Origin of the sequence: Rufibacter ruber (assembly GCF_014138425.1) — a bacterium.
Classification (GTDB): domain Bacteria; phylum Bacteroidota; class Bacteroidia; order Cytophagales; family Hymenobacteraceae; genus Nibribacter; species Nibribacter ruber_C.
The window spans coordinates 42,851-68,053 of record NZ_JACJIQ010000010.1; the positions used below are offsets into that span (position 1 = coordinate 42,851).

At 47.9% G+C, this 25,203-nt stretch carries 22 protein-coding genes; 21 read left to right on the plus strand and 1 reads right to left on the minus strand.

Annotated elements, in window-relative coordinates; translation table 11 throughout:
• The first annotated feature begins 12 nt into the window (after positions 1 to 12).
• The 3 genes from FHS90_RS12765 to FHS90_RS12775 all read left to right on the plus strand — a co-directional run bounded on the left by FHS90_RS12765 (position 13) and on the right by FHS90_RS12775 (position 6,422).
• Positions 13 to 3,378, plus strand: a complete 3,366-nt coding sequence (locus tag FHS90_RS12765; protein WP_182513337.1) for a UvrD-helicase domain-containing protein — start codon at positions 13 to 15, stop codon at positions 3,376 to 3,378.
• A gap of 96 nt (positions 3,379 to 3,474) precedes the next feature.
• Positions 3,475 to 5,529 carry a reverse transcriptase domain-containing protein gene (locus tag FHS90_RS12770; RefSeq protein WP_182513338.1) on the plus strand — a complete coding sequence of 685 codons (2,055 nt, stop codon included), beginning with the start codon at positions 3,475 to 3,477 and terminating at the stop codon, positions 5,527 to 5,529.
• Between the two features lie 344 nt (positions 5,530 to 5,873).
• Positions 5,874 to 6,422 carry an REP-associated tyrosine transposase gene (locus tag FHS90_RS12775; RefSeq protein WP_182513339.1) on the plus strand — a complete coding sequence of 183 codons (549 nt, stop codon included), beginning with the start codon at positions 5,874 to 5,876 and terminating at the stop codon, positions 6,420 to 6,422.
• A 496-nt stretch (positions 6,423 to 6,918) separates the two neighbouring features.
• Here the strand turns inward: FHS90_RS12775 and FHS90_RS12780 are convergent, their stop codons facing one another.
• Entirely contained in the window at positions 6,919 to 7,182 is a 264-nt protein-coding gene (locus tag FHS90_RS12780; RefSeq protein ID WP_182513340.1) for a hypothetical protein, read from the minus strand.
• Between the two features lie 884 nt (positions 7,183 to 8,066).
• On the opposite strand from FHS90_RS12780, the gene FHS90_RS12785 reads away from it, so the two are divergent.
• The 18 genes from FHS90_RS12785 (at position 8,067) to FHS90_RS12865 (ending at position 25,202) form a co-directional block, all read left to right on the plus strand.
• Positions 8,067 to 9,347, plus strand: coding sequence for a T9SS type A sorting domain-containing protein (locus FHS90_RS12785; protein ID WP_182513341.1), 1,281 nt, complete (start codon positions 8,067 to 8,069; stop codon positions 9,345 to 9,347).
• 584 nt (positions 9,348 to 9,931) lie between these two features.
• Positions 9,932 to 12,736, plus strand: coding sequence for a PKD-like domain-containing protein (locus FHS90_RS12790; RefSeq protein WP_182513342.1), 2,805 nt, complete (start codon positions 9,932 to 9,934; stop codon positions 12,734 to 12,736).
• An 18-nt stretch (positions 12,737 to 12,754) separates the two neighbouring features.
• Positions 12,755 to 14,539, plus strand: a complete 1,785-nt coding sequence (locus FHS90_RS12795; protein WP_182513343.1) for a T9SS type A sorting domain-containing protein — start codon at positions 12,755 to 12,757, stop codon at positions 14,537 to 14,539.
• Between the two features lie 603 nt (positions 14,540 to 15,142).
• Positions 15,143 to 16,669: a malate:quinone oxidoreductase gene (locus tag FHS90_RS12800; protein ID WP_066836116.1), complete on the plus strand. Its 1,527-nt coding sequence runs from the start codon at positions 15,143 to 15,145 to the stop codon at positions 16,667 to 16,669.
• 394 nt (positions 16,670 to 17,063) lie between these two features.
• Complete coding sequence (map, locus tag FHS90_RS12805) at positions 17,064 to 17,825, plus strand: type I methionyl aminopeptidase (protein ID WP_182513344.1); 762 nt, start codon at positions 17,064 to 17,066, stop codon at positions 17,823 to 17,825.
• A 580-nt stretch (positions 17,826 to 18,405) separates the two neighbouring features.
• Entirely contained in the window at positions 18,406 to 18,873 is a 468-nt protein-coding gene (locus FHS90_RS12810) for a MarR family winged helix-turn-helix transcriptional regulator (RefSeq protein ID WP_182513345.1), read from the plus strand.
• 181 nt (positions 18,874 to 19,054) lie between these two features.
• Positions 19,055 to 19,495, plus strand: coding sequence for an NAD(+)--rifampin ADP-ribosyltransferase (arr, locus tag FHS90_RS12815; protein ID WP_182513346.1), 441 nt, complete (start codon positions 19,055 to 19,057; stop codon positions 19,493 to 19,495).
• Between the two features lie 188 nt (positions 19,496 to 19,683).
• A complete protein-coding gene (locus tag FHS90_RS12820; protein WP_182513347.1) occupies positions 19,684 to 20,007 on the plus strand; it encodes an ArsR/SmtB family transcription factor in 324 nt (107 codons plus the stop codon).
• Between the two features lie 3 nt (positions 20,008 to 20,010).
• Positions 20,011 to 20,478 carry an SRPBCC family protein gene (locus tag FHS90_RS12825; RefSeq protein WP_066836076.1) on the plus strand — a complete coding sequence of 156 codons (468 nt, stop codon included), beginning with the start codon at positions 20,011 to 20,013 and terminating at the stop codon, positions 20,476 to 20,478.
• Positions 20,479 to 20,485: 7 nt separating this feature from the next.
• Positions 20,486 to 20,881: a DoxX family protein gene (locus tag FHS90_RS12830; protein WP_182513348.1), complete on the plus strand. Its 396-nt coding sequence runs from the start codon at positions 20,486 to 20,488 to the stop codon at positions 20,879 to 20,881.
• A complete protein-coding gene (locus FHS90_RS12835) occupies positions 20,878 to 21,495 on the plus strand; it encodes a YdeI/OmpD-associated family protein (RefSeq protein WP_182513349.1) in 618 nt (205 codons plus the stop codon). The genes FHS90_RS12830 and FHS90_RS12835 overlap by 4 nt, the downstream gene beginning before the upstream one ends.
• Positions 21,496 to 21,716: 221 nt before the next feature.
• Complete coding sequence (locus FHS90_RS12840) at positions 21,717 to 21,935, plus strand: DUF4287 domain-containing protein (RefSeq protein ID WP_182513350.1); 219 nt, start codon at positions 21,717 to 21,719, stop codon at positions 21,933 to 21,935.
• 402 nt (positions 21,936 to 22,337) lie between these two features.
• Positions 22,338 to 22,631 carry a type II toxin-antitoxin system RelB family anti-toxin gene (locus FHS90_RS12845; RefSeq protein WP_220483057.1) on the plus strand — a complete coding sequence of 98 codons (294 nt, stop codon included), beginning with the start codon at positions 22,338 to 22,340 and terminating at the stop codon, positions 22,629 to 22,631.
• Between the two features lie 180 nt (positions 22,632 to 22,811).
• On the plus strand, positions 22,812 to 23,048 hold the full coding sequence (locus tag FHS90_RS12850) for an antitoxin (protein ID WP_066839187.1): 237 nt from the start codon (positions 22,812 to 22,814) through the stop codon (positions 23,046 to 23,048).
• A gap of 11 nt (positions 23,049 to 23,059) precedes the next feature.
• Complete coding sequence (gene vapC / locus FHS90_RS12855) at positions 23,060 to 23,449, plus strand: type II toxin-antitoxin system tRNA(fMet)-specific endonuclease VapC (protein WP_281367906.1); 390 nt, start codon at positions 23,060 to 23,062, stop codon at positions 23,447 to 23,449.
• A 395-nt stretch (positions 23,450 to 23,844) separates the two neighbouring features.
• A complete protein-coding gene (locus FHS90_RS22875) occupies positions 23,845 to 24,120 on the plus strand; it encodes a maltose acetyltransferase domain-containing protein (RefSeq protein WP_377047844.1) in 276 nt (91 codons plus the stop codon).
• Positions 24,121 to 24,217: 97 nt separating this feature from the next.
• Complete coding sequence (locus tag FHS90_RS22880; RefSeq protein WP_377047843.1) at positions 24,218 to 24,403, plus strand: DapH/DapD/GlmU-related protein; 186 nt, start codon at positions 24,218 to 24,220, stop codon at positions 24,401 to 24,403.
• A gap of 190 nt (positions 24,404 to 24,593) precedes the next feature.
• The gene (locus FHS90_RS12865; RefSeq protein ID WP_182513351.1) at positions 24,594 to 25,202 is read left to right on the plus strand and encodes an HAD hydrolase-like protein; all 609 of its coding nucleotides are present in this window, start codon (positions 24,594 to 24,596) and stop codon (positions 25,200 to 25,202) included.
• Position 25,203 lies beyond the last annotated feature (1 nt).

Sequence of the window (25,203 nt, forward strand, 5' to 3'; positions counted from 1 at the left end):
TGAATTAATAACATGCCCGCTACTTTTAAAATATACTCCTCCTCGGCCGGCTCCGGCAAGACCTACCACCTCACCAAGGAATACCTGAAACTGGCCTTGCAGAGCGAGGAACCCTCCTATTACAAAAACATCCTGGCCATCACGTTCACCAATGATGCCGCGCAGGAAATGAAGACGCGCATTCTGGGGGCCTTGCGGGGCTTCAATGACACGGCTTTGCCTGAAAAGGAGAAACGGAACAGCGACCAACTTCTATTTTACATATTACAGGAAATACAGACAGAGTACGGGCAGCCTGATCTAACCGAGGAAGGATTGCGGGCGCGGGCCGCCAACGTGTTTGACCATTTGCTGTTTCACTACTCAGAGTTTGCGGTGAGCACCATTGACTCGTTTGTGAACAAGGTGGTGAGCGCCTTTACCACCGAGCTCAAACTGCCCCACAACTTTGAGGTGGACATGGACGCGCAGACGCTGTTAAGTACCGCCGTGAGTTTGCTTTTAAACAAGGTGAACACCCAGGCAGAGAATCGGCTGCTGGCCGAGACCCTGCAACAGTACGCCCTGGAAAAAGCAGAGGAAGGCAAAAGCTGGAACGTGCTGCCCGATGAATTGGCTGACTTCGCCCGCAATCTTCTGAACGAGCAGACCTATGAACATTTACTGGACATTGGGCAGCTTACCCTGCAAGATTTCAAGAAGATACGCTCTGAGCTGTACACCCAGAAAGTAAACGTAGAAAAGCAGATACAGACGCTGGCGCAGGAGGCCAGTGACCTGATTGACCGCCACGGCATTATGCCCGAGGAAATGTCTTACGGCAAGAACGGCATCTACTCCTACTTCCGGAAATGGAACAGCGGCTTTGACATCACCATCGCCAATAGCAACGCCGCCAAAACCGTGAATGATGACAAGTGGCCCAGCGCCAAAGCCAGCACCGGGGCCAAGGTGGCCTTGGACCAGATCAAACCTCGGCTAGCCGAAAACTATAGAGGCATTGAGGACCTGAAGGAACGCGAGACGCAGAACCATATCCTCATTTCGGCCATGTTGCCGCACTTGTACAAGCTGAGCGTGCTGAGCGAGCTGGACCGCTGCATTCAGGAAATAAAACTGGACAAGAACCTGGTGCACATCTCGGAGTTCAACAAGCGCATTACCGAGATTGTGTTGCAGGAGCCTATTCCGTTTATCTATGAGCGGCTGGGGGAGCGGTACCAGCATATCTTGATTGACGAGTTTCAGGATACCTCGGTGCTGCAGTGGAATAACCTGTTGCCGCTGGTGGAGAATGCTCTGGCCGGTGACAATTTCAACATGGTGGTAGGCGATGCCAAACAGGCCATCTACGGCTGGCGCGGCGGCGAGATGGAACAGATTCTGCACCTGCACCGCAACCAGACGCACCACCTGTACCAGAACTCACGTTTTGAGGAAAACGTGGCCCCGCGCTATGATACCCTCCGCTGGACCCTCTCGCCCGACAACCTGAACACCAACTACCGCAGCGCCCCAGAAATCATCCAGTTCAACAATGAGCTGTTTGAGTTCATCAGTCAAAGCAATCCGCAGTTCCCGCTGTTGCAGGCCATCTATGACGACAAGTTTCAGCAGGAATCACCCGCAGGGAAAGAATCGGGCAAAGCCCATCTGCAGGTACTGTTCACGCAGGACGAGGTGCCGCCTTTTAAAGTGGACTTAGATGCCTGCCGCCAAACTGAGGAAATCTACGAAGGCTACGCCGAAGAGGACCTCCTCTCCTACCAGGAAAGCACCTTGCAGCTGGTTTTGCAGATGGTGCAGCAGGCCCAAGCCGATGGCTACGCGCCGCGTGATATTGCTATTCTTAGCCGTACCAACCGCAACAGCAAACTAGTAGCCAACTTCCTGAAGCAGAAGAAATACGACATTATCTCGCAGGATTCGCTTTCTTTGCAGTTCGCGGAGGTCATTAACCTGATTATTGCCTTCTTCCGGATTCTGAACCAGCCCGCCAACAGCCTGGCGCGGTCGCAGGCCTTGTATCTGGTCTATAAAGTGGTGCATCAGGAACTGCCCGACAGCGCCACCACGGGCAAGATTGCCGCGCTGGCCGTGGAGCCGAGCATTGATCCATTCTTCCAGTTCTTGCAGCAGCAGGGCTTTGATCTGGCCTACCGCGATGCCGGGAACCTCTCTATCTATGAACTCACCGAGAAGCTGATACGCGTCTTTGATTTGCTGGGCAAGAACAACGAGTGCGAGTACCTGTTCCGGTTCCTGGACCTGGTGCTGGAGTACACGCTCAAATACAGCAACAACCTCAACAATTTCCTGCAGTACTGGGATTTACACAAGGAGAACCTGAGCATTAACACGCCCAAAGACCGCGACGCCATCACCATCACCAGCATCCATAAAAGCAAGGGGCTGGACTACCCCGTGGTGATTGTGCCCTTCTGCGACTGGAGCCTGGAACCGCAAACCTCGTCGCTGCTCTGGGGCACGCTGCCCGAGAGTGTGGCCGCGGGCGGAAAACTGCGCACGGCCGTGGTGAACCTGAACAAAAAGCTGGAGCAAACTGCCCTAGCCGACCAATACGCCCAGAAGCTGGAAAAGACCTTTATTGAAAGCCTGAACATGCTGTACGTGGCCCTCACCCGCCCCGTGGACCGCCTCTACCTCATTGGCAAGGCGCAGGATTTCAGGAAAGGCGGCGCGCAGAAAAACGTGAGTTACTGGCTGCACAAATACCTGGAGAGCAAGGCCCTCTGGCAAGAAGGTCAATTCTGCTACCAACTCGCCAAAGGCGCGCCGCAGGCGGTGAGCCACAAAGCTGTTTCTGAAGACGTGTACGTGCTGGACAAATTCACCTCCGCGGACTGGGCCCAAAACCTGAAACTGAAGCAGCACGCCAACAACGTCTTTGATTTTGAGACCCAGCAGGAGCACCGCCGCTGGAACCGGAAGCTGCACTACGCCCTCGCCCGCATCACCTACGCCGATGACGCGCCCAAAGCCCTTCGGCAGTTGGTGCACCAGGGCATCATCTCCCAGCGCGAACTACCTACCCTCACCCAGATGGTGAACCACGTGCTAAACCACCCGCAGATGCAGCGCTACTTCAGCCGCGCCGTGACCGTGGAGAACGAGCGCGAAGTGCTGGACGTGCGCACCAACCGCTACAAACCAGACCGCATTGTGTTCGGGGAGACGGGAGACGTGACGCTCATTGACTACAAATTGCCGCCGGCCAAGGAGGAATATGCGGAGAACTTAAATTCTTATGCGGCGCTGTTTCGGGAACTGGTATTCAGTAAGATTACGTGCGTGGTGTATTATTTTGAAGAGGAGCGCGTGGAGGAATGGGAGTTTGTAGGGGAAGTGGCTGGGTAAGAGGTAACGAGCGGATTCTAACCGTTTTTAGCTTTTTCTTTGTAAAAAATTAAATAATGAGAATATAATCTTTTTATATTTAAGAAACATTTAGTTATGAACGGTATAAAGAATTTCAACTTAAGTCATTTTCTAAAACTAGAGCACTTCAAAAAAGGTTATGAACTTCTTAAATTACAAATCGATGAAAAGCATGACTACAATTTTAGATGTATTGATTTAGAAATTTATAGAAACGAGAAGTATCTTGATGGATTTGACGTAGAGCTTTATTATAATAAATACATTAAAAAAGACTTATTATACAACTACTTAGATCTTTTTTATAATAAAGAATATACTATACCTAAAGGAAATTATGGAGTAAGAAATTTTCATTTTACTTCATTTCATCTTCAAGTCCTTTATTATTCCTTAGGCTTTTATATTCAGGAGTTACTTGAACCAACTTTAGCTAAATATAAAACTCTTCAAAAATTTAGACAGAATTTTAACACATATTATGGAGGGAATATTGATTTTAATAAACCTGAAAGATCTGAAATCAAGTACCAAAAAGACTACAAAAAGTTTACTCTTGGAATTAATAAATACATTGAAGACAGTACTGACAACTTCTCTAATCAGAAAGTTATAGCAATTAAATTAGATATACAAGACTTCTACAGTACAATAAATCATGATTTACTTATAAACAAAATAGAAAAGTATGCACTTCCTTCTGAAGTAGTAAGACTTAACTTTGACACACATACTCATGACACAATAAAGAAACTTTTAAACTTTATTCTAAATAAGGAATATGGCTTACCACTTTCTAATCAAAATTTAATTTCAAATTTTATCAGTTATATCTACTTATTAGAACTTGATAACTTCATAAAAGACATCAACTTTAAAAACAACTTAAATCTATCTTATTTTAGATATGTTGATGATTTTATAATTTTATATAAAAAAGATTCCAAATGCAGCAATGAAGAAATTGGTGATCAGATACAAGAAATTGGACACAAGATTTCTGACCATTTAATGCTCGACCTGCAACTAAAAATAAATCCATTAAAATCAAAACATTTTATAATAGAAAACAAACCTACTGCAGCTGAATTTCTTAAAATCAGAAAATTCATTAGTTTTTCAAGTAAAGAATTTAAGAAAGACCCTCAGAAACCTAAGGAAAAGCTGGAAGAGATTATTGAAGTAATTGAGGAACTTAAAGCTGAATACAGAAGTACAGGGCCACTAAATAAAAAGCAAGAAAGAGACGATATTTTAAAAGAATGCTTTATAACAGCAGTAAAGAAGTATATTAATAGTAAAGATGCCATAACAAAGTTAGATGAAGCCTTTAAAGACTGGAACCCTATTCTAACTCTTTACAGTATAAAATCTTTACTTTTCCTTTCCACACACTCAAAAGAAGGTAAAAGTTTACTTAAAAAGTACTTAATCAAAAATTTTGAATCGAAAATTCCTCAATCCCAATTTTTGTATCTTCTTGAAAAGTATCTTATTTACGACAATACAGATCAAGATATAATTAATAAAATTGATAACAAGAAAGACGAATCATCTCCTTACTACACTTTAATTAGAAGAATGATTTTTCCTGTCCCAGATTTTAAAGACAAAACAATGTGGTTCAGCGACACTTCTCTACTTGAACATGATACACTCATGCAACAAATTATTAAGATTGTTTTTGCTGAAAAACGAAATGATTTTACTCTAGCTCTGAACCACCTATTAAACTGCTTTCAACATTACTGCTATCTAAAAGATGACAGTCCTAACAAAGCAAGTCATAAGAAATACAATAGAGAGAACGTAATTAATTGTCTAGAATCTAAACTTCTTCATGAGGATGTGCAGTTTATTATGGCATTTTATGACAGACGAAATAAAAATACTATTTCTCATATTGGTGACGACAATATGGAAAATTGGATTATAAAATCAATAGAATACGATCAGTACAAGCATAAAATGCAAAAGTTGCTTGAAAAACTCTTTCCGGAAGAGAACTCTGTAGTTCATAATAATACCAAAGCGGATGTTCTTCCTTTTGCAGCAGAATCATTAGTTAAAATAGAAAGTACAGACACTTTAGAAAAAACAAATACTATAAAAGAACTAGGAGATAAATAATAAAAATAATGGCACCCATATAAAGATTTTCAAGGTGCTTTCATTTTAATTATTACCTAATCAGGCACAATACGCCCACCTTATGGCGCAAGCGTCCGCTTGTGTCCCCACGTATTCCTGAGCCTCTTTCCCTGACCTTCCGTTTTTGACCTGATTTTGCCAAAACAAGCCGGAAATGCTTTTAACGCTACAGCTTTTAGCGTAGCATAAAAACTTAGACAGGAAATAAAACCTTGCAATGCGTGCAGACACAAGCGGACGCTTGCGCCATGTTTTAGTTATAGAACACTTCTTTTGGAGTAGGTGAGATTATCTTCTCTGCTATAATTGCCGTACAAAATGGCATGAGCCGGAAGTATAAGTTCAGAGACCAGGACAAGCTGTATTTTGTGAGCTTTGCCGTGGTGCATTGGATTGATGTGTTTATACGGGATGAATACCGGCAAGTCCTGCTGGACAGTCTCACGTTCTGCCAGGAAAAGAAAGGGCTGGAGGTGTATGCCTACTGCCTCATGACCAGCCACGTGCACCTAATTATTGGAACGCATGGTGCCCCGATGGCTGATATTCTGCGGGACTTTAAAAGTTTTACGTCCTCCCAACTCAGAAAAGCCGTCACAGAGCATCCGCAGGAAAGCCGGAAAGAATGGATGCTCTGGATGATGGAGCGCGCAGGCGGGCGCAATGGCAACAACAACGGGTTCCAGTTCTGGCAACAGCACAACCACCCGCTGGTGCTGAACAGTAACTTCCTGTTGCAGCAGAAGCTGGAATACGTGCACACCAATCCGGTGGAAGCTGGTTTTGTTGATCAACCAGAGAATTACTTGTACAGCAGTGCCCGGGATTATGCCGGCGGCAAAGGATTATTAAACGTACTCCTTATTGAGTAAAATCGTAAAGACCAGGCACAAGCGGATGCTTGCGCCAGGTGCAAAACACTTTTACTAAAGTTACTGAGGTAATATTATAAGAAGCTGTTTAGAGTTTTGACAGAAAGATGTTTTGCAGAGAGTTTTATTTCTGTTTTCGGGCTGTTTTTCAGAAAACAGCCCGAAAACAGAAACCACTGGTATATGAAAAAACTTATCCGGTAGCCTTTGCCTGGCAGTTACAAAAACTCTAAACTGCTTCATAATATAAAAAACTATGGCGCAAGCGTCCGCTTGTGCCTCCAATGTTTTACACCTCTTTCCATAAAAACAAACCAAAACTCCTCCCGCCCAACCAGGGGGCCTTTGGCTCATGGACTACAACGGGGACGGGCTGGTGAACGAGCTTGACAAGAACAGATTCAGATCCTCCTCCGGCTTTACCTTAGAGTCGGTGAACAAGGTCAAACTGTATATTTCTGAATAGCAGAACACTGCTTCAAACAAGCTGTGTTTCCTACTTGTTTTTGACCTCTTTTAACAAAAACAGGTCACAAACGCACTTTTTGGGCGCACGCGTCCGTTTGTGTCCGCACACATGGCTGAGCTTCCTTTCCTGCCCTTCCGTTTTTGGCCTGTTTTCTGAAAAACAAACCAAAAACAGGTTTTCTGAATTGCCTTCGGCGTAGCCTAGGCAGAACAAGGCACCACCAATAAAAGACCAGCCATGCGTGCAGGAGCAAGCAGACAAGGGCGCTATGACCAGAATTAAAAACTCCAAACAGCTTACCTGTTTCCTGTAAGAAAACCCAAAGGCAGGAACAGGTCCCTAAAGGCCATTCCATAACTGCCTTTTCTTAAAATGTGCAGCAAAACGAGTGTGTCTTTTGTTTTTAGCCTGTTTTCTGAAAATCAGGCCAAAAACGGAAATCTAAGTTAGCCACACTCCCATTAGGAGATCGCTGCTTGTAAGTAGAAGAGGGGGTTCTGGCCCCTCACGGCATAAGCTAGAGACTGCAACAGAAGCACCAGGTATTTTCAGCAGTTCCTTGGTAGTAGGAGATGCCGCTAAGAGCATGGGGTAAGAAGCTGTACCGCTGCCAAACGCCATAAAAACCCACGTTTCCCGTCCCGGAGGGGTACCACACTGCTCTAAAATTGCTACAGCAGAACCTTTCTCTGGCACTTTTCTACGGTAACACCAAATGGTAACCCACTCTATTCATAGGTTCCGTTTCCGGATTGTTTTCCTGAAGCTGTCCTGAAAACAGGATGCTGCCCCACCAGAGGCGGAAGCAAGCTGCAGCCCCCTCTTTCGATGTTCGGGAATCAAAGCGTAAAAATCCTGCAGTGGCTACCCTTTCCTTTCTTACAGACCACTTTCTGGCTAGCCGCTGTAGATGTATTCACCGGAAGAACGCGCAGAAGCACTTCATTGACCGAGCAAAAGCGGCCATTCACCGTTGAAACCTGGAACAGTTCAACGGTTTTCCTGCCTTTATCCCAGAAATACAGGGGTTGATCGAATGTTTCCCCCTGCCCCTCCTGGTCCACTTACCTTTGCATCATCATACAACAACAAAGAAAGTGACAATTTCACCCCTAGTCATGAAACAATTTCCAGAATACTCTTTCCCTCAGAAAAGAAGTAACCCAATTCAAGCTTTGCATTATTCAATTTCAATCTACTTCTTATTACTCTTCCTCACTTTTTCTGCAGTTCAGGCTCAAACCACTTCGCTTGGCTGTAAAGCTTCTGATGAGTGCTTTGACGTTACCTACACCAGCTTTACCCGCAATAGCAACCATACCGTCACCCTTTCTTTTTCAGTTAAGACCAACTGCGGAAACGCCTTGAGCCATGTGGCCTTTGAGCTGCCTGCGGGCGCTAAAGCAACCAACGCCAGGAACACCAACACCAGGTTCACCTATTCTTATGAAAATGGCACCAACAACCCTTTCTACTCTTTAAAGTTTGAGGCCACCAGCGCTGAAGGCTTCAAGAACGGAGCCGTTGACCACTTCTCTTACACCTTGACGGCCGCCGAGTTTGCCAAACTCTCTACCATCAGAGTAGAGGCCAAAGCCTCTGGTTCTGTGGGTACAGTTTCTTTCAGAGCCCAAACTTGCGAGCCGGCAAAACTGGTGATTGCAGGTCCAGCCATGGTAGAAGCCAATACCAGGGTTACTTACTCGGTGCCAGCCAATCAACTGAATGCCCCTTATATCTGGACCGCCCCCGAGGGTTGGGTGATTGTAAGCGGACAGGGAACCAACACCGTTACCTGTATCTGTACGGCTAAGACTGGTGAAATGCAGGTGAGACAGGGAACCTACAGCTTTGGATCTTTGGCCGTGGCGGGTTATGAACTTTCTGACGGAGCTTTGCCGGTAACCTTGACTTCATTTACGGCTACCACCAAAGCGAATGTGGTGAATCTGGCCTGGGCCACCGCTTCAGAGAGAGACAATAAAGAATTCATTCTGGAGCGTAGCTATGATGCGGTAAATTTTGAGCCGGTACAAACGGTCTCCGGCAATGGAACCACCAACACCGTGCAGAACTACCTGACAACAGATGCCGCTCCGGCCAAAGGAACCGTCTACTACAGATTAAAGCAGGTGGACCTAGACGGCGCCTATGAATACTCTAAGGCCATCTCTGTTGCCCTTAAACCAGCCACTGTCGCGCCAGTTTTGGCAGTAGAGTCTGTTTACCCTAATCCTTTTCAGGGGGAGTTGACCGTTCACTTCACCTCTGGCACTGAGACGGCCACCACCCTCACCCTGTTTGACCTGACCGGAAAAGTTGCTGCCAACCAGTCGGCCGCCGCTGGCACCAACAGCTTCCGGTTTACAGAGACAGGCAACCTGAAGCCTGGTATCTATATCTTAAAGGTAAGCCAGGGACAACAATCCATGACCCTGAGAGTGGTGAAAAATTAAGCACCTGTTTTGATTGGGGGCGGGAGAGGCCTAACGTTTTCTTATGCTGAAGTAAAAACGCCTTTTTAAAACAACTCCCTTAACTCACCTCAGATAACCCTTCTCATTCATAACAGGTTATAACCTCTCAGCCAACCTTATCTATAGCACAATTTCTTTAAAACCATATCATTCAGCTGGTATGCCCGTTCAAAAAAGACTTTAGAAAATGACATAAATCATTCTTTAAACTTATTTTTTTCTGATTTTTTATTAGCAGGACACAAAATTAAACTCTATTTTTGCAACGTAATTATGAGGAAGTTAGGTTCTGCTACCTGAAAATCAGGATAAAACAGAAATTAGCTTAGAAATAATTAGAATATTCACCGTCGATATCAGCAGGTTCACCCCCCGGATCACACTGTTTATCGAAATTGACCTCCTGCGTGCCACCACCCCCTTGGCCTAAGGAAAAGCAAAGAGTACCTTTGATTATCACATTTTTCCTGATTACAATGGAAAGAAATATGCACAAGTTTGCATTTTTGGGTTATCCAAAACAGCTTACCCGCCTTCGCACTTCATTTGTTGAGGGAACTTTTATGCCTCGTTTCAGAGGGTACACCAAGAAATCACACTTGTTCCTGCTTTTGCTCGTAGGCAGCTTTTTTCTTGTTTCCCCATCTTTTGCCCAAGTAACCTATACTTCAAAACAATCTGGGAATTTTAACAGCACCGCTACCTGGGGTGAGACCTATGCCCCCGGCAGCAATGAGTACAACAACGGTGACAGCAGAGTGCCCAGCATTGTAAAGTATGTGATCAAGGCAGGGCATAATGTGACGTTGAACATTGACTTTGCCCTGGGCAACCAAGCCAACAACACTTCTGTTGCCCGCGAGATTGTCATTGAGGATGGGGCATCACTTTCCGGTTCTGGCAGGCTGACTATCCTGAACAACAATTCAAAGCTGACCAACCACGGTACCCTCTCCCTCAGCAATAACTTTACCTTTGGGGTGAACAGGAATGATTCTGCCTTCTTCCTCAACAACGGTTCTGCCACCATCTCCAGCATTCAGGAACTGGGCAAAGGCTCTATTCTGAACAACGGGGAGTTGACCATCACCCCCTCTATTGTGCTGAAGAACATCACGTTTAAAAATGCTGAGAAGGCTACTGTTAGTTTTAACGGCGTCCATATCAACGTTGGCTCTACCATCACCAACAGCGGCAGCCTGACCATTAACTCTACGGCAACTGACGCGTTGAACATCAACAGCGGTCTGTTCTACAACTACGGCCGCACAGAAGTGAAAGGTACTACCAACCTGGCCAGCGGCCCTTCCAGCAGCGCCTTCAATAACCTGACCAACCACGGCTACTTCAAAACCAGCAAAACCTACTTCAACAACACCTCCTCCCTGTACAACAAAGGCGAATACATCAGCACGGTGGAGTTCCTGGTAAACCAGGGAATCATAGTGAATGAGTCTTGTGCCTATCTGGAGCAGTCTACCTCAGGACAGGTGTTTGAGGTGAGAAACAGCGTTTCTTCTGTTACCAACAAAGGCTTTATCAAAGTGGCGGGTAACTTCAACCTGACGGCCGGAGCCAAATTCCAGAACACTGGTTCGCTCTTTATTAACGGCAACCTGTTAAATGTCAATTCCGGCACCACGTTGACCAACAACGGGAATGTGCAGGTGAAGAGAGACTTTACCAACATGTCTCAGGCGGTTTACACCGGTTCAGGCAAAACCAAGATTGAAGGGTACTCCATGAACTCTGACCAGGCCAGAATTGAAGGCAGCCAGTGCGTGTATGATCCTTCTGCCGTCTCTGCCGGTAAAATAGTAGATGAGCCTTCGCGCAACGGCGCCACCGTGGCGGCCACTGTCACCAACTGCGGCAACTACACGGCTGCCGCCCTCTGCTGTAACTACACCACCACTGTGACTGGTCCGGCTGCTGTTACCCCGGGTTCTACCGTTACTTACTCTACTGCCGCCATTTCTGGCGCCAGCAGCTATACCTGGACGGTACCTGCCGGCTGGACCATTACCAAAGGGGCTGGAACCACCAGCATCACGGTAAAGGTAGGCACCCAGAACGGTGAAGTAAAAGTGCAGGCAGACAATACCTGCGGTACCCTTGCCGTCACTACCTCTACCCCACCCGTGATCACAGGCCAGCCACAGGCAGTTACCATCTGCGCCGGGTTGAATGCCTCCTTCACCGTGACTGCCAGCGGCTCCGGAGTCACTTATCAGTGGGAGGTCAACAAAGGAACATCCTGGGAAGCAGTGAGCGGAGCCACCCTAGCCACCCTCACCCTGACCAATGTGGAGGCCGTTTCTAATGGGTACCAGTACCGTTGTGTTGTGACCGGGAGCGGCACAACCGTGACTTCTGCCGCGGCCCTCCTCACGGTAAACGCCACTCCGTCTATTGTTACGCAACCGGCTTCCCTGGTTACCAACACCATGAACAGCAATGCCACTTTCACTGTCTCTGCCAATGGGTACAACCTTACATACCAGTGGCAGGTGAATACGGGCAATGATTCTTGGGTAACGATCCAGAATGGCGGCATTTATTCAGGGGCTACTACCAACTCCCTTAAGCTGAGCAAGATCACCTACGCAGAGAACAACTACTCATACCGTTGCGTGATCACAGGCTGCAGCCAACAGGTGGTTACCAACCCGGCAATTTTAACCGTAGGCGCCAGCCTGGCCGTAAACCTGAAAGTATTGCTGGAAGGGCCTTACAACCCTTCTACAGGTTTAATGAGCACGTCGCTGAACCAAACCAAGCGGTTGCCGTTTACCCAGCCGTACAACTTTGGCACCTACAACTACGCTGGGAATGAGGCAGTAGCCTCCAACTTCTTCAGCAACAACCCAGACATTGTAGACTGGATTCTGGTAGAAATCAGAACTGAACTTGACCCCAGACAACTGGTCAGCAGAAAAGCCTGCTTCCTGAAGAAAGACGGCTTAATTGTTGACCTGGATGGAAAGAGCCTCCCAGACTTTCTCAATGTGGTGGAAGGAAACTATTACGTAGTAGTCATTCACCGCAACCACTTGCCCATCATCTCCAAGAAACCGGTGAACCTTACCGCCAGCACCCCGCTGTATGACTTCAGCGAAGCCTTGGAGAAAGCTTCCGGGGTTTTCCCTCAGCAGGAAATGCCCAACGGTAAATTTGCCATGTACGCCGGAGACGGCAACGGTACCGGTAGCGTCACCACCGCCGACTGGAACGAATGCTGGATCAGAGACAACCAACGCACCGGTTACCAGTTGACAGATTTCAACATGGACGGGGTGGTGAATGTGCATGATTATAGGGCACTATGGCTTAAGAATAACGGAAAAGTAACCCAGGCTCCCAGATAGTCTTATTAACAGGAAATCATGAAATCTCTTTTATTAACAGTTTCCCAAAAGATGATGCTTTGCTTCCTGCTGGTGCTAGTGGCGCAGGCAAGCTTTGGGCAAGTGAACAACAACGGAACCAGTTTTGTAAACGGGCACATCCAGAAGGTGAGCAGCGTCAACAACACCCTGGTGGTAGCATTCACGTTACAGTCTACCCAGCGCCGGCTGGCCAACGCCACCCTCAAATTCACCTATGATGAAACTATCCTGCAGCTGCAGGAAACGCCTATAGCAGAGTCTCCCCGTGACAGTGACAACAAACTGAGCACCGGTGACTATTTCTTCCATAATGATCTCCGTGGTTCCTCAGACTCAGCGCCGAACAATGGCTACGAGACCCTCACGGTGACCAAGGGCCTGTTGCCTACCGGTACCACTACCGGTAACAAAACCTACCAGATCAACATCAACAACCAGTTGATGAATGAGACGCTGCAGGTAAACCCCGCCTCCAACATCTCCAAGTTCCTTCCCCTTGATCAGACGCAGACAGTCCTTACCCTCAAGTTCAAGATCATTGGCACAGGGTATGCCAACCTGAAGTGGCTGAACGAGAAAGACGACTTTGAGATCATTCTCCTGAACGAAGAGGAAGTAGACTCTGAGCCCAACAAGCAACTGACCGCAGAGACCATCTTTGTACAGCGGGAAGAGGACAAGAACAAGCTCCTCCTGGCCTCTACCGGAACGGGTACGGTAAACAACCCCATCCTGGTAAATGTGACCTCCAGGGAAACCTTTAACCTGGAGGCTGGTTCTGTGGGCTTCTATGTCTACTTCAACACGGCCAACACTTCATATGACGCCAGCCGCACCAGAGATTTGTTAGCACTGGCTTCTAATTTTGGCTGGCCAGCCGGGTCCATCACCTTAGAAGAAATCCCGTTGGTGTTCAGAAGTTATACCTTAAACGGCTCCCCGGAAGTAAAAGAGTCATATTACAACCGCCGCATCAGGTTTGTCAGCAGCGCCAACGGCCAGCGGGATGACCAGTGGCAGCCCAATGCTCCGCAAAACGTGCTTTCCCTGGTTTTCAATGAGGTCATGCACCCCACCAAAGGGCTCCAACCCATTGATATTTACTTAGAAGCCATCACCGGGGAACAAGGCCACAGCACCACCTTTAAAAATTATGACGGGCTGGAGCACGGCGTCATTGAGCTGCAGCGGGAGTTTGACCTGCAAGACAACGCCCTGCCGGTAACCCTTACCAAGTTTGAGGCCTCTATTGCCGGCAACCAGGTTAAGTTGAACTGGACAACGGCCTCTGAGCTGAACAACAAAGAGTTTGTGGTGGAGCGGAGCAAGAATGCCCAGAGGTTTGAGCCGGTGGGTACCGTAGAAGGCAATGGAACCAGCAACACCCTTCTCTCCTACTCCTTCACAGACACCAAACCGCTGGCGGGCACTTCTTACTACCGCTTAAAACAGGTAGACTTTGACGGCAAGTCTGAGTATTCTAAATTGATATCAATCAACCACACGCCTAGTGCGCAGGAATCTATTGCCATTATTTCTACCTTCCCTAACCCGTTCCAGAACAAGATTGTGCTGGAGCTAAAACTTGCCGCCGCCGCTACCATTCAGGTGCTGCTCCTGGATCTGAACGGGAAACCGGTTTACACTAAAAACCTAGCAGGGGGAGCCGGCGTACAACAGTACACCGTTGACAATATTGGCACCCTGCCAAACGGCATCTACCTGATGAAGGTGGTTTCCGGTACCCAGGTTGCGGTACAGAAACTGGTGAAGAGCTTTTAAATAAATTGACAGATCCCCCAAGCAAGGAGCCGGTGCCAGAGCACCGGCTTTTTCTTTTTTACGCCTCTCCGGCCAGGGCTTCCCCCGGTTCCTGACAGTTCTTTGTTAAACAGGTTTCCTTGTAACTGTAGGGCGAAATGGCAGTGACCTTATAGAAGGAGAAGGGCACATCTGTTCTGTTTTAGGCCTGTTTTTCAGAAAACAGGCCTAAAACAGCAAGAACTCCTTCTGGGTAGAGCCCTACACCTTGAGCAGGCAGTCAGGCAGGCAGGGCTAACGTCTGGCTACTTCTATCAACCCACTATGACAGCTCCAAACCTGAGAAGGGCGCCTTGACTCCAAAGGGGCAAGCGCAACCCCTTAAAAGCTTCCTAGGTTCTGTAAGAAAGCGCCCCCCACCTTACTGCAAACCAAAAATGGGATTTCTGTTTTCGGCCTGTTTTTGTAAAAACAGGCCGAAAACAGAAGGAATAGCAGAAGTTCATTGGGCGGCTTATCTGTTTGGGTTACTTTTGCGACCGCAATGGCCGCTGCTGAAAGACCAGTAATTAATTAAACACTTCCTATTGGTTTATTCGTATGCCAAGTACCAATACTTTTACCATGGCAAAAAACGAAAATTCTATGGTCACCCATCCAGACGTTGTCTTGATTGGGGCCGGTATCATGAGCGCCACCCTGGGCGTGATGCTGAAACAACTGCAACCTGACTTAACCATTGAAATATATGAGCGCCTGAACGAGGTAGCCGCCGAAAGTTCAGACGCCTGGAATAACGCCGGCACCGGCCACTCAGCCTTCTGTGAGCTTAACTACACCCCAGAGAAAGCCAACGGCACCATTGACATCTCCAAGGCAGACGTGATAGCCGAATGGTTTGAGCAGTCCCGCCAGTTCTGGGCTTTTCTGGTGGAGAAGGGCGTGATGCAGAACCCGCGCAGCTTCATCAACAGCACCCCGCACATGAGCTTTGTGTGGGGCGAAAAAAATGTGCAGTTTCTGCGCAAACGGTTTGAAGCCATGACCACCTCGCCCCTGTTCAAGGGCATGCAGTACTCAGAAGACACCCAACAGCTGGAAAACTGGATGCCGCTCATCATGCAGGGCCGCGACCGGTCACAGCCCCTGGCTGCCACCCGCATGGAAATGGGAACCGACGTGAACTTTGGCTGCCTCACCCGCAACCTGTTCAAGTACCTCAAAGAGATGGGCGGCGTGACCATGCACCTGAACCATGAGGTGACCAAACTCAAGCAGAAGGAAGACGGCCTGTGGCGGGTGCGGGTGAAAGACCGCAGCACCGATGAGAAGCGCCGCGTGCGGGCCAAGTTTGTGTTCATTGGCGCCGGCGGCGGATCACTGCCCCTGCTCCTGGCCTCCGGCATTCCCGAAGGCAAAGGCTTTGGCGGCTTCCCGGTGAGCGGCCAGTGGCTCAAATGCACCAACCCAGACATCATTGCCCAGCATCAGGCCAAAGTATACGGCAAGGCGGCCGTTGGCTCTCCGCCCATGTCAGTGCCGCACCTGGACACGCGGGTGATCAACGGGGAGAAAGCCCTCCTGTTTGGGCCTTATGCCGGTTTTACCACCAAGTTCCTGAAAAAAGGGTCGTTCTTTGACTTGCCGCTTTCCATAAAGGTGAACAACCTGCGGCCCATGCTGGCAGCCGGTTACACCAACATACCCTTGACCAAATACCTGATCAGCCAGGTACTCCAGTCCCCCGAAGACCGCATGGCTTCGCTGCGGGAATACGTTCCCACCGCCAACTCCAAAGACTGGGAGCTGGAAGTGGCCGGCCAACGGGTGCAGGTGATCAAGAAAGATCCCAAGAAAGGCGGCGTGCTGGAGTTTGGGACCGAGGTGGTCAGCTCCGCCGATGGCTCAATTGCCGCGTTACTTGGAGCTTCTCCGGGGGCTTCTACCGCTGTTTCCATCATGCTGGACCTAATTCACCGCTGCTTCCCCAACAGGGCGAAGTCACCGGAGTGGCAGGCCAAAATCAAGCAGATGATCCCGTCTTTCGGGCAGTCGTTGAAAGACAACCCGCAGCTGTGTGAGGAGATCAGGGAACACACCAGCCGCGTACTGCAGCTGAAAGAGAACCATTTGGTCCAGCGGGAATCCTAACCAATGCTACCTGTGCGTTTTGGAGCTGTTTTCAGAAAAACAGCTCCAAAACGCACGATTCTTTTATCGGCATTTGCCGCACCAACAGACAGCACCCGGCCTGACTATTCATTGGCCTTTTACACAAACAAAGCCTTTTCTTTCAATGATCTGGCTTGAGAGGCTTAGAAGTTTACCTCATGATGGGTCTGTAAAAGCGCAACCGAACGCTGGTGACAACGGTTTCAAAGACAATCCTGAAGCTCGGCCTTAGGGAGGGGCTCCTATCAGGGAATCCACCCACGCATGTTTTCGGCCTAAAGCAAAAGCCAACACTCCGCCGGTTCAAAGGCCGTGCCTTGAACGGTTGTTCCATTTCTTTTTGTACCTTGTCTAAGCACCAACCCAGAAGAAGATGTCAATAGAATCAGCCGCTGACCTCACCGGCATGAAAGCCATAAGCGAAGTGGTGGCGCTCACCCTTCGCCAGATGCGCGAATATGCCAAACCGGGCATCACCACCAAAGAACTGGATGAGTACGGCTTCTCCATTTTGCAGCAGTACAAGGCCAAGCCGGCGCCCAAACTCATGTACAACTTTCCCGGGTACACCTGCATCAGTCTGAACCAGGAGGTGGCGCACGGCATCCCGTCAGACCAAGTGGTGCTGCGCGAGGGCGACCTGGTGAACATTGATGTCTCAGCTGAACTGAACGGCTTCTTCGCTGACAACGGGGGCTCTTTTGTGCTGGGCCAGGACCACCGCCACCTAAACCCGCTGGTACAGGCTTCGCAGGCCATTCTGCGCAAAGCCATCAGCCAGATCAAGGGCGGCGTACGCATTGCAGAGGTGGGGCGCCTGATAGAAACTGAAGCCAGGAAAGCAGGCTACAAAGTCATCAGAAACCTGGTGGGGCACGGCGTGGGCCGAAGCCTGCATGAGGCCCCCTCAGAGATACCCAACTACTACGACCCCTCTAACCGCATGCGGTTTAAGAAAAACTCAGTCATTGCCATAGAAACCTTCATCTCAGACAAAAGCACCATGGCCTATGAGAAAGGCGATGGCTGGACGCTGCTGGGGAACAAAGGCGGGTATGTGGCCCAGCACGAGCACACGGTGCTGATTACAGACAGTGCGCCCGTGATCCTGACCGAGGCCAATCTGATTTACTAACCACTTCTGCCAGACGCAGACTTAGCGTATGTGCGCGCCACCAACAAATGCGTTTTTGGCCTGTTTTTCTGAAAACAGGCCAAAAACGCATTTTCATTTCTACTGTTTCTCACTGCCATAAGTCCTCCTCCCCGCCCTTTCCTCCGCGCCAGGTCTCTGACATTGCCTCTGTTGGGAGCTTACTCTTTTCCTGCTTCTAAGGAGTTTAGCCCGGTGCAGCCACTGCTTAAAACCACGTTTTGGGGCTACTTTTTGGAAAACAGCCCCAAAACAGAAATTCCCCCCTTACGAACCAACCTGGCATTAGCAGTTAAAAAACTTGCTTCATTTCTGATCTTGCAGATGAAACCGGGGAGCGCAAGTTTCTTCCTTGGTGCTTTTTAGAGCCACTTAGCAGCGCCAGGGTGCGAGGCAACTACCGCCAAGTCAGGTTGTGTAGAGGCCCGTTAACAGCACACAAGACATTACAAACATGCTCCACGTTTAAATAGCTTTCTTCAGAAGCTCAGAAAAAAAACTTGGCGGCTCATTTGAAAACAGTTATCTTAGCACCTAAGATATTTAGCTAGAAAGATAATCTATGAAAGAGGAGCTGGTAAAACAAATCAGGAAACTCACCCAACAGCACGCCTACACCTCCCTTCAAATGCACGAGGCGGTAGCCCGCAAGGCAGGCCTATCAGGCACCGACCACAAATACCTGGGGTTCTTGCTGGAGAAGGGAGAAATGACGGCCGGTGACTTCGCAAAGGCCACTGGTTTGACCACGGGGGCCGTGACCGGTTTGATAGACCGGCTGGAGAAGAAGAAATTCCTGTCCCGGCACTTTGCCGAGGGAGACCGACGAAAGGTGCTCCTCAAACCTAACACTGAGCTTATCATGACCCTGCTAATTCCGCTGTATGAAGAATTCAGGCGTGAGACCGAAAACCTCATTTCGTCCTTTTCAACAAGTGAAATCAAGGTTATTGAACGGTATTTCTCCCAGGCGCTAGCCATCATGAACCAGAGAATTGAGATCCTCAGCCAGCCAGATGCGAATGAATAAAACTCCCTCATTTCTTATCCGCTTGGCGGCTCTTTTTCTGAGCTGATTGGTGCCTGAAAAAAACAGCACCTGTCTCTACAGAAAAGGCCAGACACCTGTCAGGGGCATATGCTGTCAGCAAAAGGCAATCTCCCCATACTTATATGAAAATTATTAATTCACCCTTATACCGCTTTCTCCCATGCAAACGAACCAACCAGAAAACCCGGCGCAACCCACTACTTTTGCCCAAACCTATTTTCACGGCACCAAGGCTGAACTTCAGCTGGGGGATTTGATAAATCCTGGCTACCCATCCAACTTCGGGGAACGGAAACAGGCCAAGTACATCTTTCTCACCGCCACTTTAGACGCCGCCATCTGGGGGGCAGAGCTGGCCTGGGGCGAAGGACGGGAAAGAATCTATCTGGTAGAACCCACCGGTCCCCTTGAAAACGACCCCGACCTCACCGACAAGAAATTCCCGGGCAACCCCACCCAGTCGTACCGCTCCACGCATCCGTTCAGGGTAGTAGGCGAAGTGACGCGTTGGCAAGGACACCCCCAGGAGCAAGTGCAGGCCATGAGGGCAGGCCTAGCCAAACTATTAGCGCAGGGAATCTCATCATTAAACGACGAGTGAGGTAGCTGCTGCCGGTGGCAAGATCTTACCTGTTCATTATCCAGCAGCTTCTCTATCCAGCTCCGCACAGGCTTTTTGTTTTCATTCACCTGAGTAGGCACCCGGCCTATCCTCTTCACTGAAAAAAGTACTTCTATCATTATGAAGTTATTTAACTACATGTATATTTATAGCCAAATAACTTCATAATGAATTTAAGACGAGACGTTTTCCAAGCCCTTGCAGACCCCACCAGAAGGGCCATCCTTCTTTTGCTGGCCAGCCAGTCTATGACGGCGGGGGCTATTGCCGCCAACTTTGACTCCGCCCGGCCTACCGTTTCCAAGCATTTACAGATACTCACTGAATGTGAACTGCTGGCGCAGGAACAGAAGGGACGCGAGGTGTATTACCATCTCAGCGCCTATAAAATGAAAGAGATTGCCGATTTTCTGGAGCCCTTCCGCCAACACTGGGATGACCGCTTCAATAAGCTGGAGCAGGTCATGAAAGCCTATCAATCTAAAAAATAATTTATGGAAAGCAGAACCCACCTCACCGCCGAAGAAGGCAAGCATGACATTGTCATCACCAGAACCTTTGACCTGCCGCTTGCCCTTCTTTTTAAAGCCTACACCGAGCCTGAGTTGGTGGAGCAATGGATGGGCAACAAAGTCCTGAAACTGGAAAACAAAGCCCACGGCGGTTATCAGTTTGAGACCCGAGATGCGCAAGGAAACGTCTTGTTCCGCGCGAATGGCACCATTCATTCGTTTGCACCCAACCAATACATCACTAGAACCTTTGAAATGGAAAACACGCCCTTCCCGGTGCAGCTGGAGTTCCTAGATTTTAAAGAACTTACAGCAGAAAGGAGCATGCTTACCATGCACCTGATCTTTAAATCGGTCACCGACCGAGACAACATGTTGAAACTACCCTTTGCAGCAGGCATCAACATGGCCCACAACCGTCTTCAGACCTTTATGGAGAATAGAAAGTAGCCAACCTATGAAAAAGAGAGACAACATCATCTACTGGGTTTCCACCGCCTGGCTTTGTTTGGGTATGACCTCTACGGGCGTGGTGCAGCTCCTTCAGCTGGAGGAAGAGGCGCAAAAAATAAGCGAACTGGGCTATCCGCTCTACCTCCTGCCCTTCCTTGGCCTCTGCAAAGTGTTGGGCGTCACTGCGGTGCTGCTTCCCCGCCTCCCGTTGATAAAAGAGTGGGCCTATGCAGGCTTCTTCTTCTTAATGACGAGTGCCCTTTTTTCGCACCTTGCCCACCGCGACCCGTTAACGGAGTACTTCGGCCCTGGCCTGCTGCTTGTATTGACCGCTGTTTCTCGGTATTTTAGACCTGCCCAAAGAAAAGTCACCCACCCTCTTACCTTTAAGAACGCATGAACCCACAAGTAGACAAATACCTCCTGGACGGTTGTATGCGCTGCCCCTACGGCGGCACCCCGCAGTGCAAAGTGCATACCTGGCAAGCCGAGTTGGTGCTGCTCCGGCACCTTGCGTTGGAAAGCGGCCTCACCGAAGAAGTGAAATGGGGAGTTCCGTGCTACACCTTGGGCAGCAAGAACATTTTCATGGTCACCGCCTTCAAGCACTACGCCGCCATCAACTTCTTCAAAGGAGTTTTACTCAAAGACGAAGCCAGGCTCCTCACCGCCCACGGCGAAAGCTCCCAATCGGCCAGGTCCCTCCGGTTCACCAGCCCAGACCAGGTGCTGCAGCAGCAGGAGGTAATCAAGCAGTATCTGCAGGAAGCCATAGACATTGAGAAAGCGGGCTTAAAAGTGGCGTTCAAGAAAAACCTGGAACCGGTACCAGACGAGCTTCTGGCCACCTTTGAAGAACACCCCGACCTGCAACACGCCTTCTACCGCCTCACCCCCGGCCGCCAAAGGGGCTATGTCCTTTTCTTCTCCCAACCCAAGCAAACCCAAACCCGGTTCAGCCGCATTGCCAGGTGCCGGGAAAAGATTCTTCAGGGAATGGGCCTGCATGACTAAGGCTGCGCCAAACTGTGTGTCACAATGTTTTTGTTATTTTCAAGCTTTAAATCAGCGGGCATTGTGTCCGGACCAGACGCGCCGCCGCTGGCAGAATTACCGAAGGGGGTGATTGGGGTAAACGGCTGGCCCAACTGTCTGCTGGTGCTTTGCTACCTTCTCTATCCTGTCTTACTGGCGAAACTGTTCCTAACCATACCATCATCTTAACTTGTAAAATCATGTCCTTTCAAGCGTATTTAGACAACATTGAAGCCAAGACAGGCAAAACGCCCGCCGATTTTAAAAAGCTAGCCGAGGCGAAAGGCTTCCTCCTGGACGGGAACCTGAACCCCGCCACCAAAGCCACAGAAATCACCAATTGGCTGAAAGAAGACTTCGGTTTAGGGCACGGGCACGCCATGGCCATTTATACCACGTTTAAAGGGAAGACGGAATAAGAAGGAGCTACTTTAGCCCTCGGATAACAGATGGTTTACCCCGTATCACGTAAGTGCCTGCTGGTACTGGCGCTATACGGAGCTTATTTTACTTTCTCCACCTTTTGTCATCCTGAAAGGACCTTGTGGGCGAACTAGAACAGCGGATAAGTAGCGCCATTACCGCCATTCGCCGCTGTTCGGGATTTGCAATCCCGAACTTACATATCACGCGGATTTGCAATCCGCGCTGCAGTAGGCACGGAACTGGCAAACGGGATGGCAAATCCCCTCTATACCTGCTTCCGGATTGCAAATCCTGAAGAGCGGCCCCCTTTTTATCAGGACCCGGCCCTAACTTTCAAGAAAGGTTTAAAGCGTTTAGAAAAAGGTATTTCGAGAACAAACAGAGAAAGTAATCTTATGGCAACGCAAGAAATAAAATCCTCCTCCCTTGCTGAAATGAAAGACAAATTCATTGGCAAAGTAGGCACACAGGAGAGAGACGAGTATGAGTATGAACTTCACATGGAGGTGCTAGGCAAAATGATTAAAACTGCCCAGCAACAGCGAAACTTGACCCAGAAGCAGTTAGGCCAATTAGTGGGTGTACAGAAGGCTCAAATCTCTAAGCTGGAGAATAGTACCAATAGCGCCACCATTGACACGGTTTTAAAAGTTTTCAAAGCCTTGAAAGCCGAAATCAATTTAATGTAAAGTTGGAAGACAACTTTGTCAAGCTTGTTTAATAATAATGCCAATAGGCATCAACTATAGACTTTCAGCACCACCCCTGTTTTCGGCCTCTTTTTCTGAAAACAGACCATCTAGGCACACTGAAAAAACGAATATTCATAAGAAATCGTTAGTTTTAAGAACAAACCAAAAATCAGTGCCATGGCCTTTGAAACAATCAATATTCAGAACGAAGCTGGTTCACAGGCAATACGTATTCCTGAAAGCCACAAAATAAATGATGATAAAGTTTATGTTAAAAGGCTAGGGAATGCTCTTTACCTTATCCCCTACCACAACCCCTGGCAAAATCTTTTTGAAAGTTTAGAGAAGTTCACCCCTGACTTTATGGAAGATAGAAGTCAGCCGACAGAACAGAAAAGGGAGGCATTTGACTGATAGAGTACCTTCTGGACACAAACATCTGCATCTACATCATAAAGAAAAGGCCAGAGATTGTACTGGAAAGGTTCAAGGAATTGTCTCTTGGAAGCGTAGGAATTTCAGCTATCACCCTGGCTGAACTAGAGTTCGGGATAAGAAAGAGCAGCAATCCAGACAGAAACCTTGAGGCATTGAATCAATTTCTTGTGCCGCTTGACATTAAAGATTTCCATTATAATGCTACCGTTGAATACGGTAAAATAAGGGCTAACCTTGAAAAAGCTGGTACACCCATAGGGCCGCTGGACACCCTAATTGCTGCACACGCCCTTAGCCTTAACGCCACGCTAGTGACTAACAACGAGAAAGAGTTCAACAGAGTGACTGGTTTAAAAATTGAGAATTGGGCAAAATAATTCTACGTAAGAATTAACACACATTGGCGCAAGCGTCCGCTTGTGTCCGCACGCATTCCTGTTTTTGACCTGTTTTTGGAAAAATAGCCCTAAACTGTGGACACAAGCGGACGCTTGCGCCAGAAATGAGAACAAAACCTTAACTGTTTAGGAAAATATATTCAGTTACAGAACGATAGGTGCATCTGCATAAAAATAAAATTTCCTTACCCCCCACTGTCATCCTGAAAGGACCTTGTGGGCGAACTAAGAAAGCGGACAAGAGCGCTTTCACCTCCACTCCCAAAATCATTTCTCGCTGCTGTTTTTAGCCTCTTTTTCTGAAAACAGGCCGAAAACGGAAGACCTTTAGGGGAAGGAAAGCAAGCCGCTTTTACCAGACAAACACCTCCCCTATGAAAACCGAAAAAGAGAAAATGCTGGCGGGTGAACTCTATAACGCCCTGGACCCGCAGCTGACCGAGGAACGGACACAGGCGCGCCTCCTGCTCAAGGCCCTGAACGAAAGCCGCGAAGACCAACCCGAAGAACGCCTGAGCCTTCTGCGGCAGCTCCTCCCCCACGCTGCCGACGGCCTCTGGATTCAGCCGCCCTTCTACTGCGAAACGGCTATAACCTCACCCTGGGCTAAAAGGTGTTCATTCACTTTACCTTTGTGGTGCTGGACGTGATGCCCGTGACCGTTGGCAGCCGCACCCTCTTTGGCCCCAACGTGCAAACTACACCGCCACCCACCCCCTACACCACCAGGAACGGGCCAGCGGAGAGGTGTTTGCCAAACCCATCACCATTGGCGAAGACGTCTGGATTGGCGGTGGCGCCATCATCTGCCCTGGCGTGACCATTGGCGACCGAACCGTGATTGGAGCGGGCAGCGTGGTCACCAAAGACATTCCCTCAGATATATTCGCGGCGGGGAATCCTTGTAGGGTGGTTAGAGGGTTGGAGGGTTAATGAAACTTAATATTTTTTTTACAAATAATCTTAAAATAGTATTCATAGTTAATTTAAAATATTCTATATTTAGTAACGTTTTTCAAATTTTAGAATTAAAAGAAAGCTCTTAACACTAATAATACACTAAAACTAAATTAAAAAATTTGGAATTTTTATACAATTATATAAATAATAACTAAACATAAATATGAAAGCAATAGAAGAACCTAATGAATTAATAAATACATTGTACAATAAAGTAAAACCAAATTCAATCTTATTTTTCGATTTAGATGGCACTTTAGTAGATACAAATTTTGCCAACTATTTATCATATAAAAAGGCTTTACAGTCTGTTTTACACAAAGACTGCACCTTTCCTTATAATCCAGACCAGAGATTTAATCGCAGCTTACTAAAGACCACTTTTATAAACATAACTGAGGATGAATATAGAAATATTGTTTATCAAAAAGAAAAAAATTATATAGAATATCTACCAAAAACAGAACTCAATAAATCTTTAACTAATATTTTAAAACATTTTTCAAGAACAAATAGCATAGTTTTAGTTACGAACTGCCGTAAAGACAGAGCATTAATGATATTAAATCATTACGAGCTAACAAAACTTTTCATCAGGCTATTTTTCAGGATAGAGAATGTAAATAATAAAAAAGTAAATAAATACCACAATGCTATCATGAATCTGAATGTTTCACCAGACAGTGTAATCGCTTTTGAAAATGAATATTCAGAAGTTAATGATGCAATAAATGCAGGAATCCCTATCAACAACATAATAATAATAAAATAGA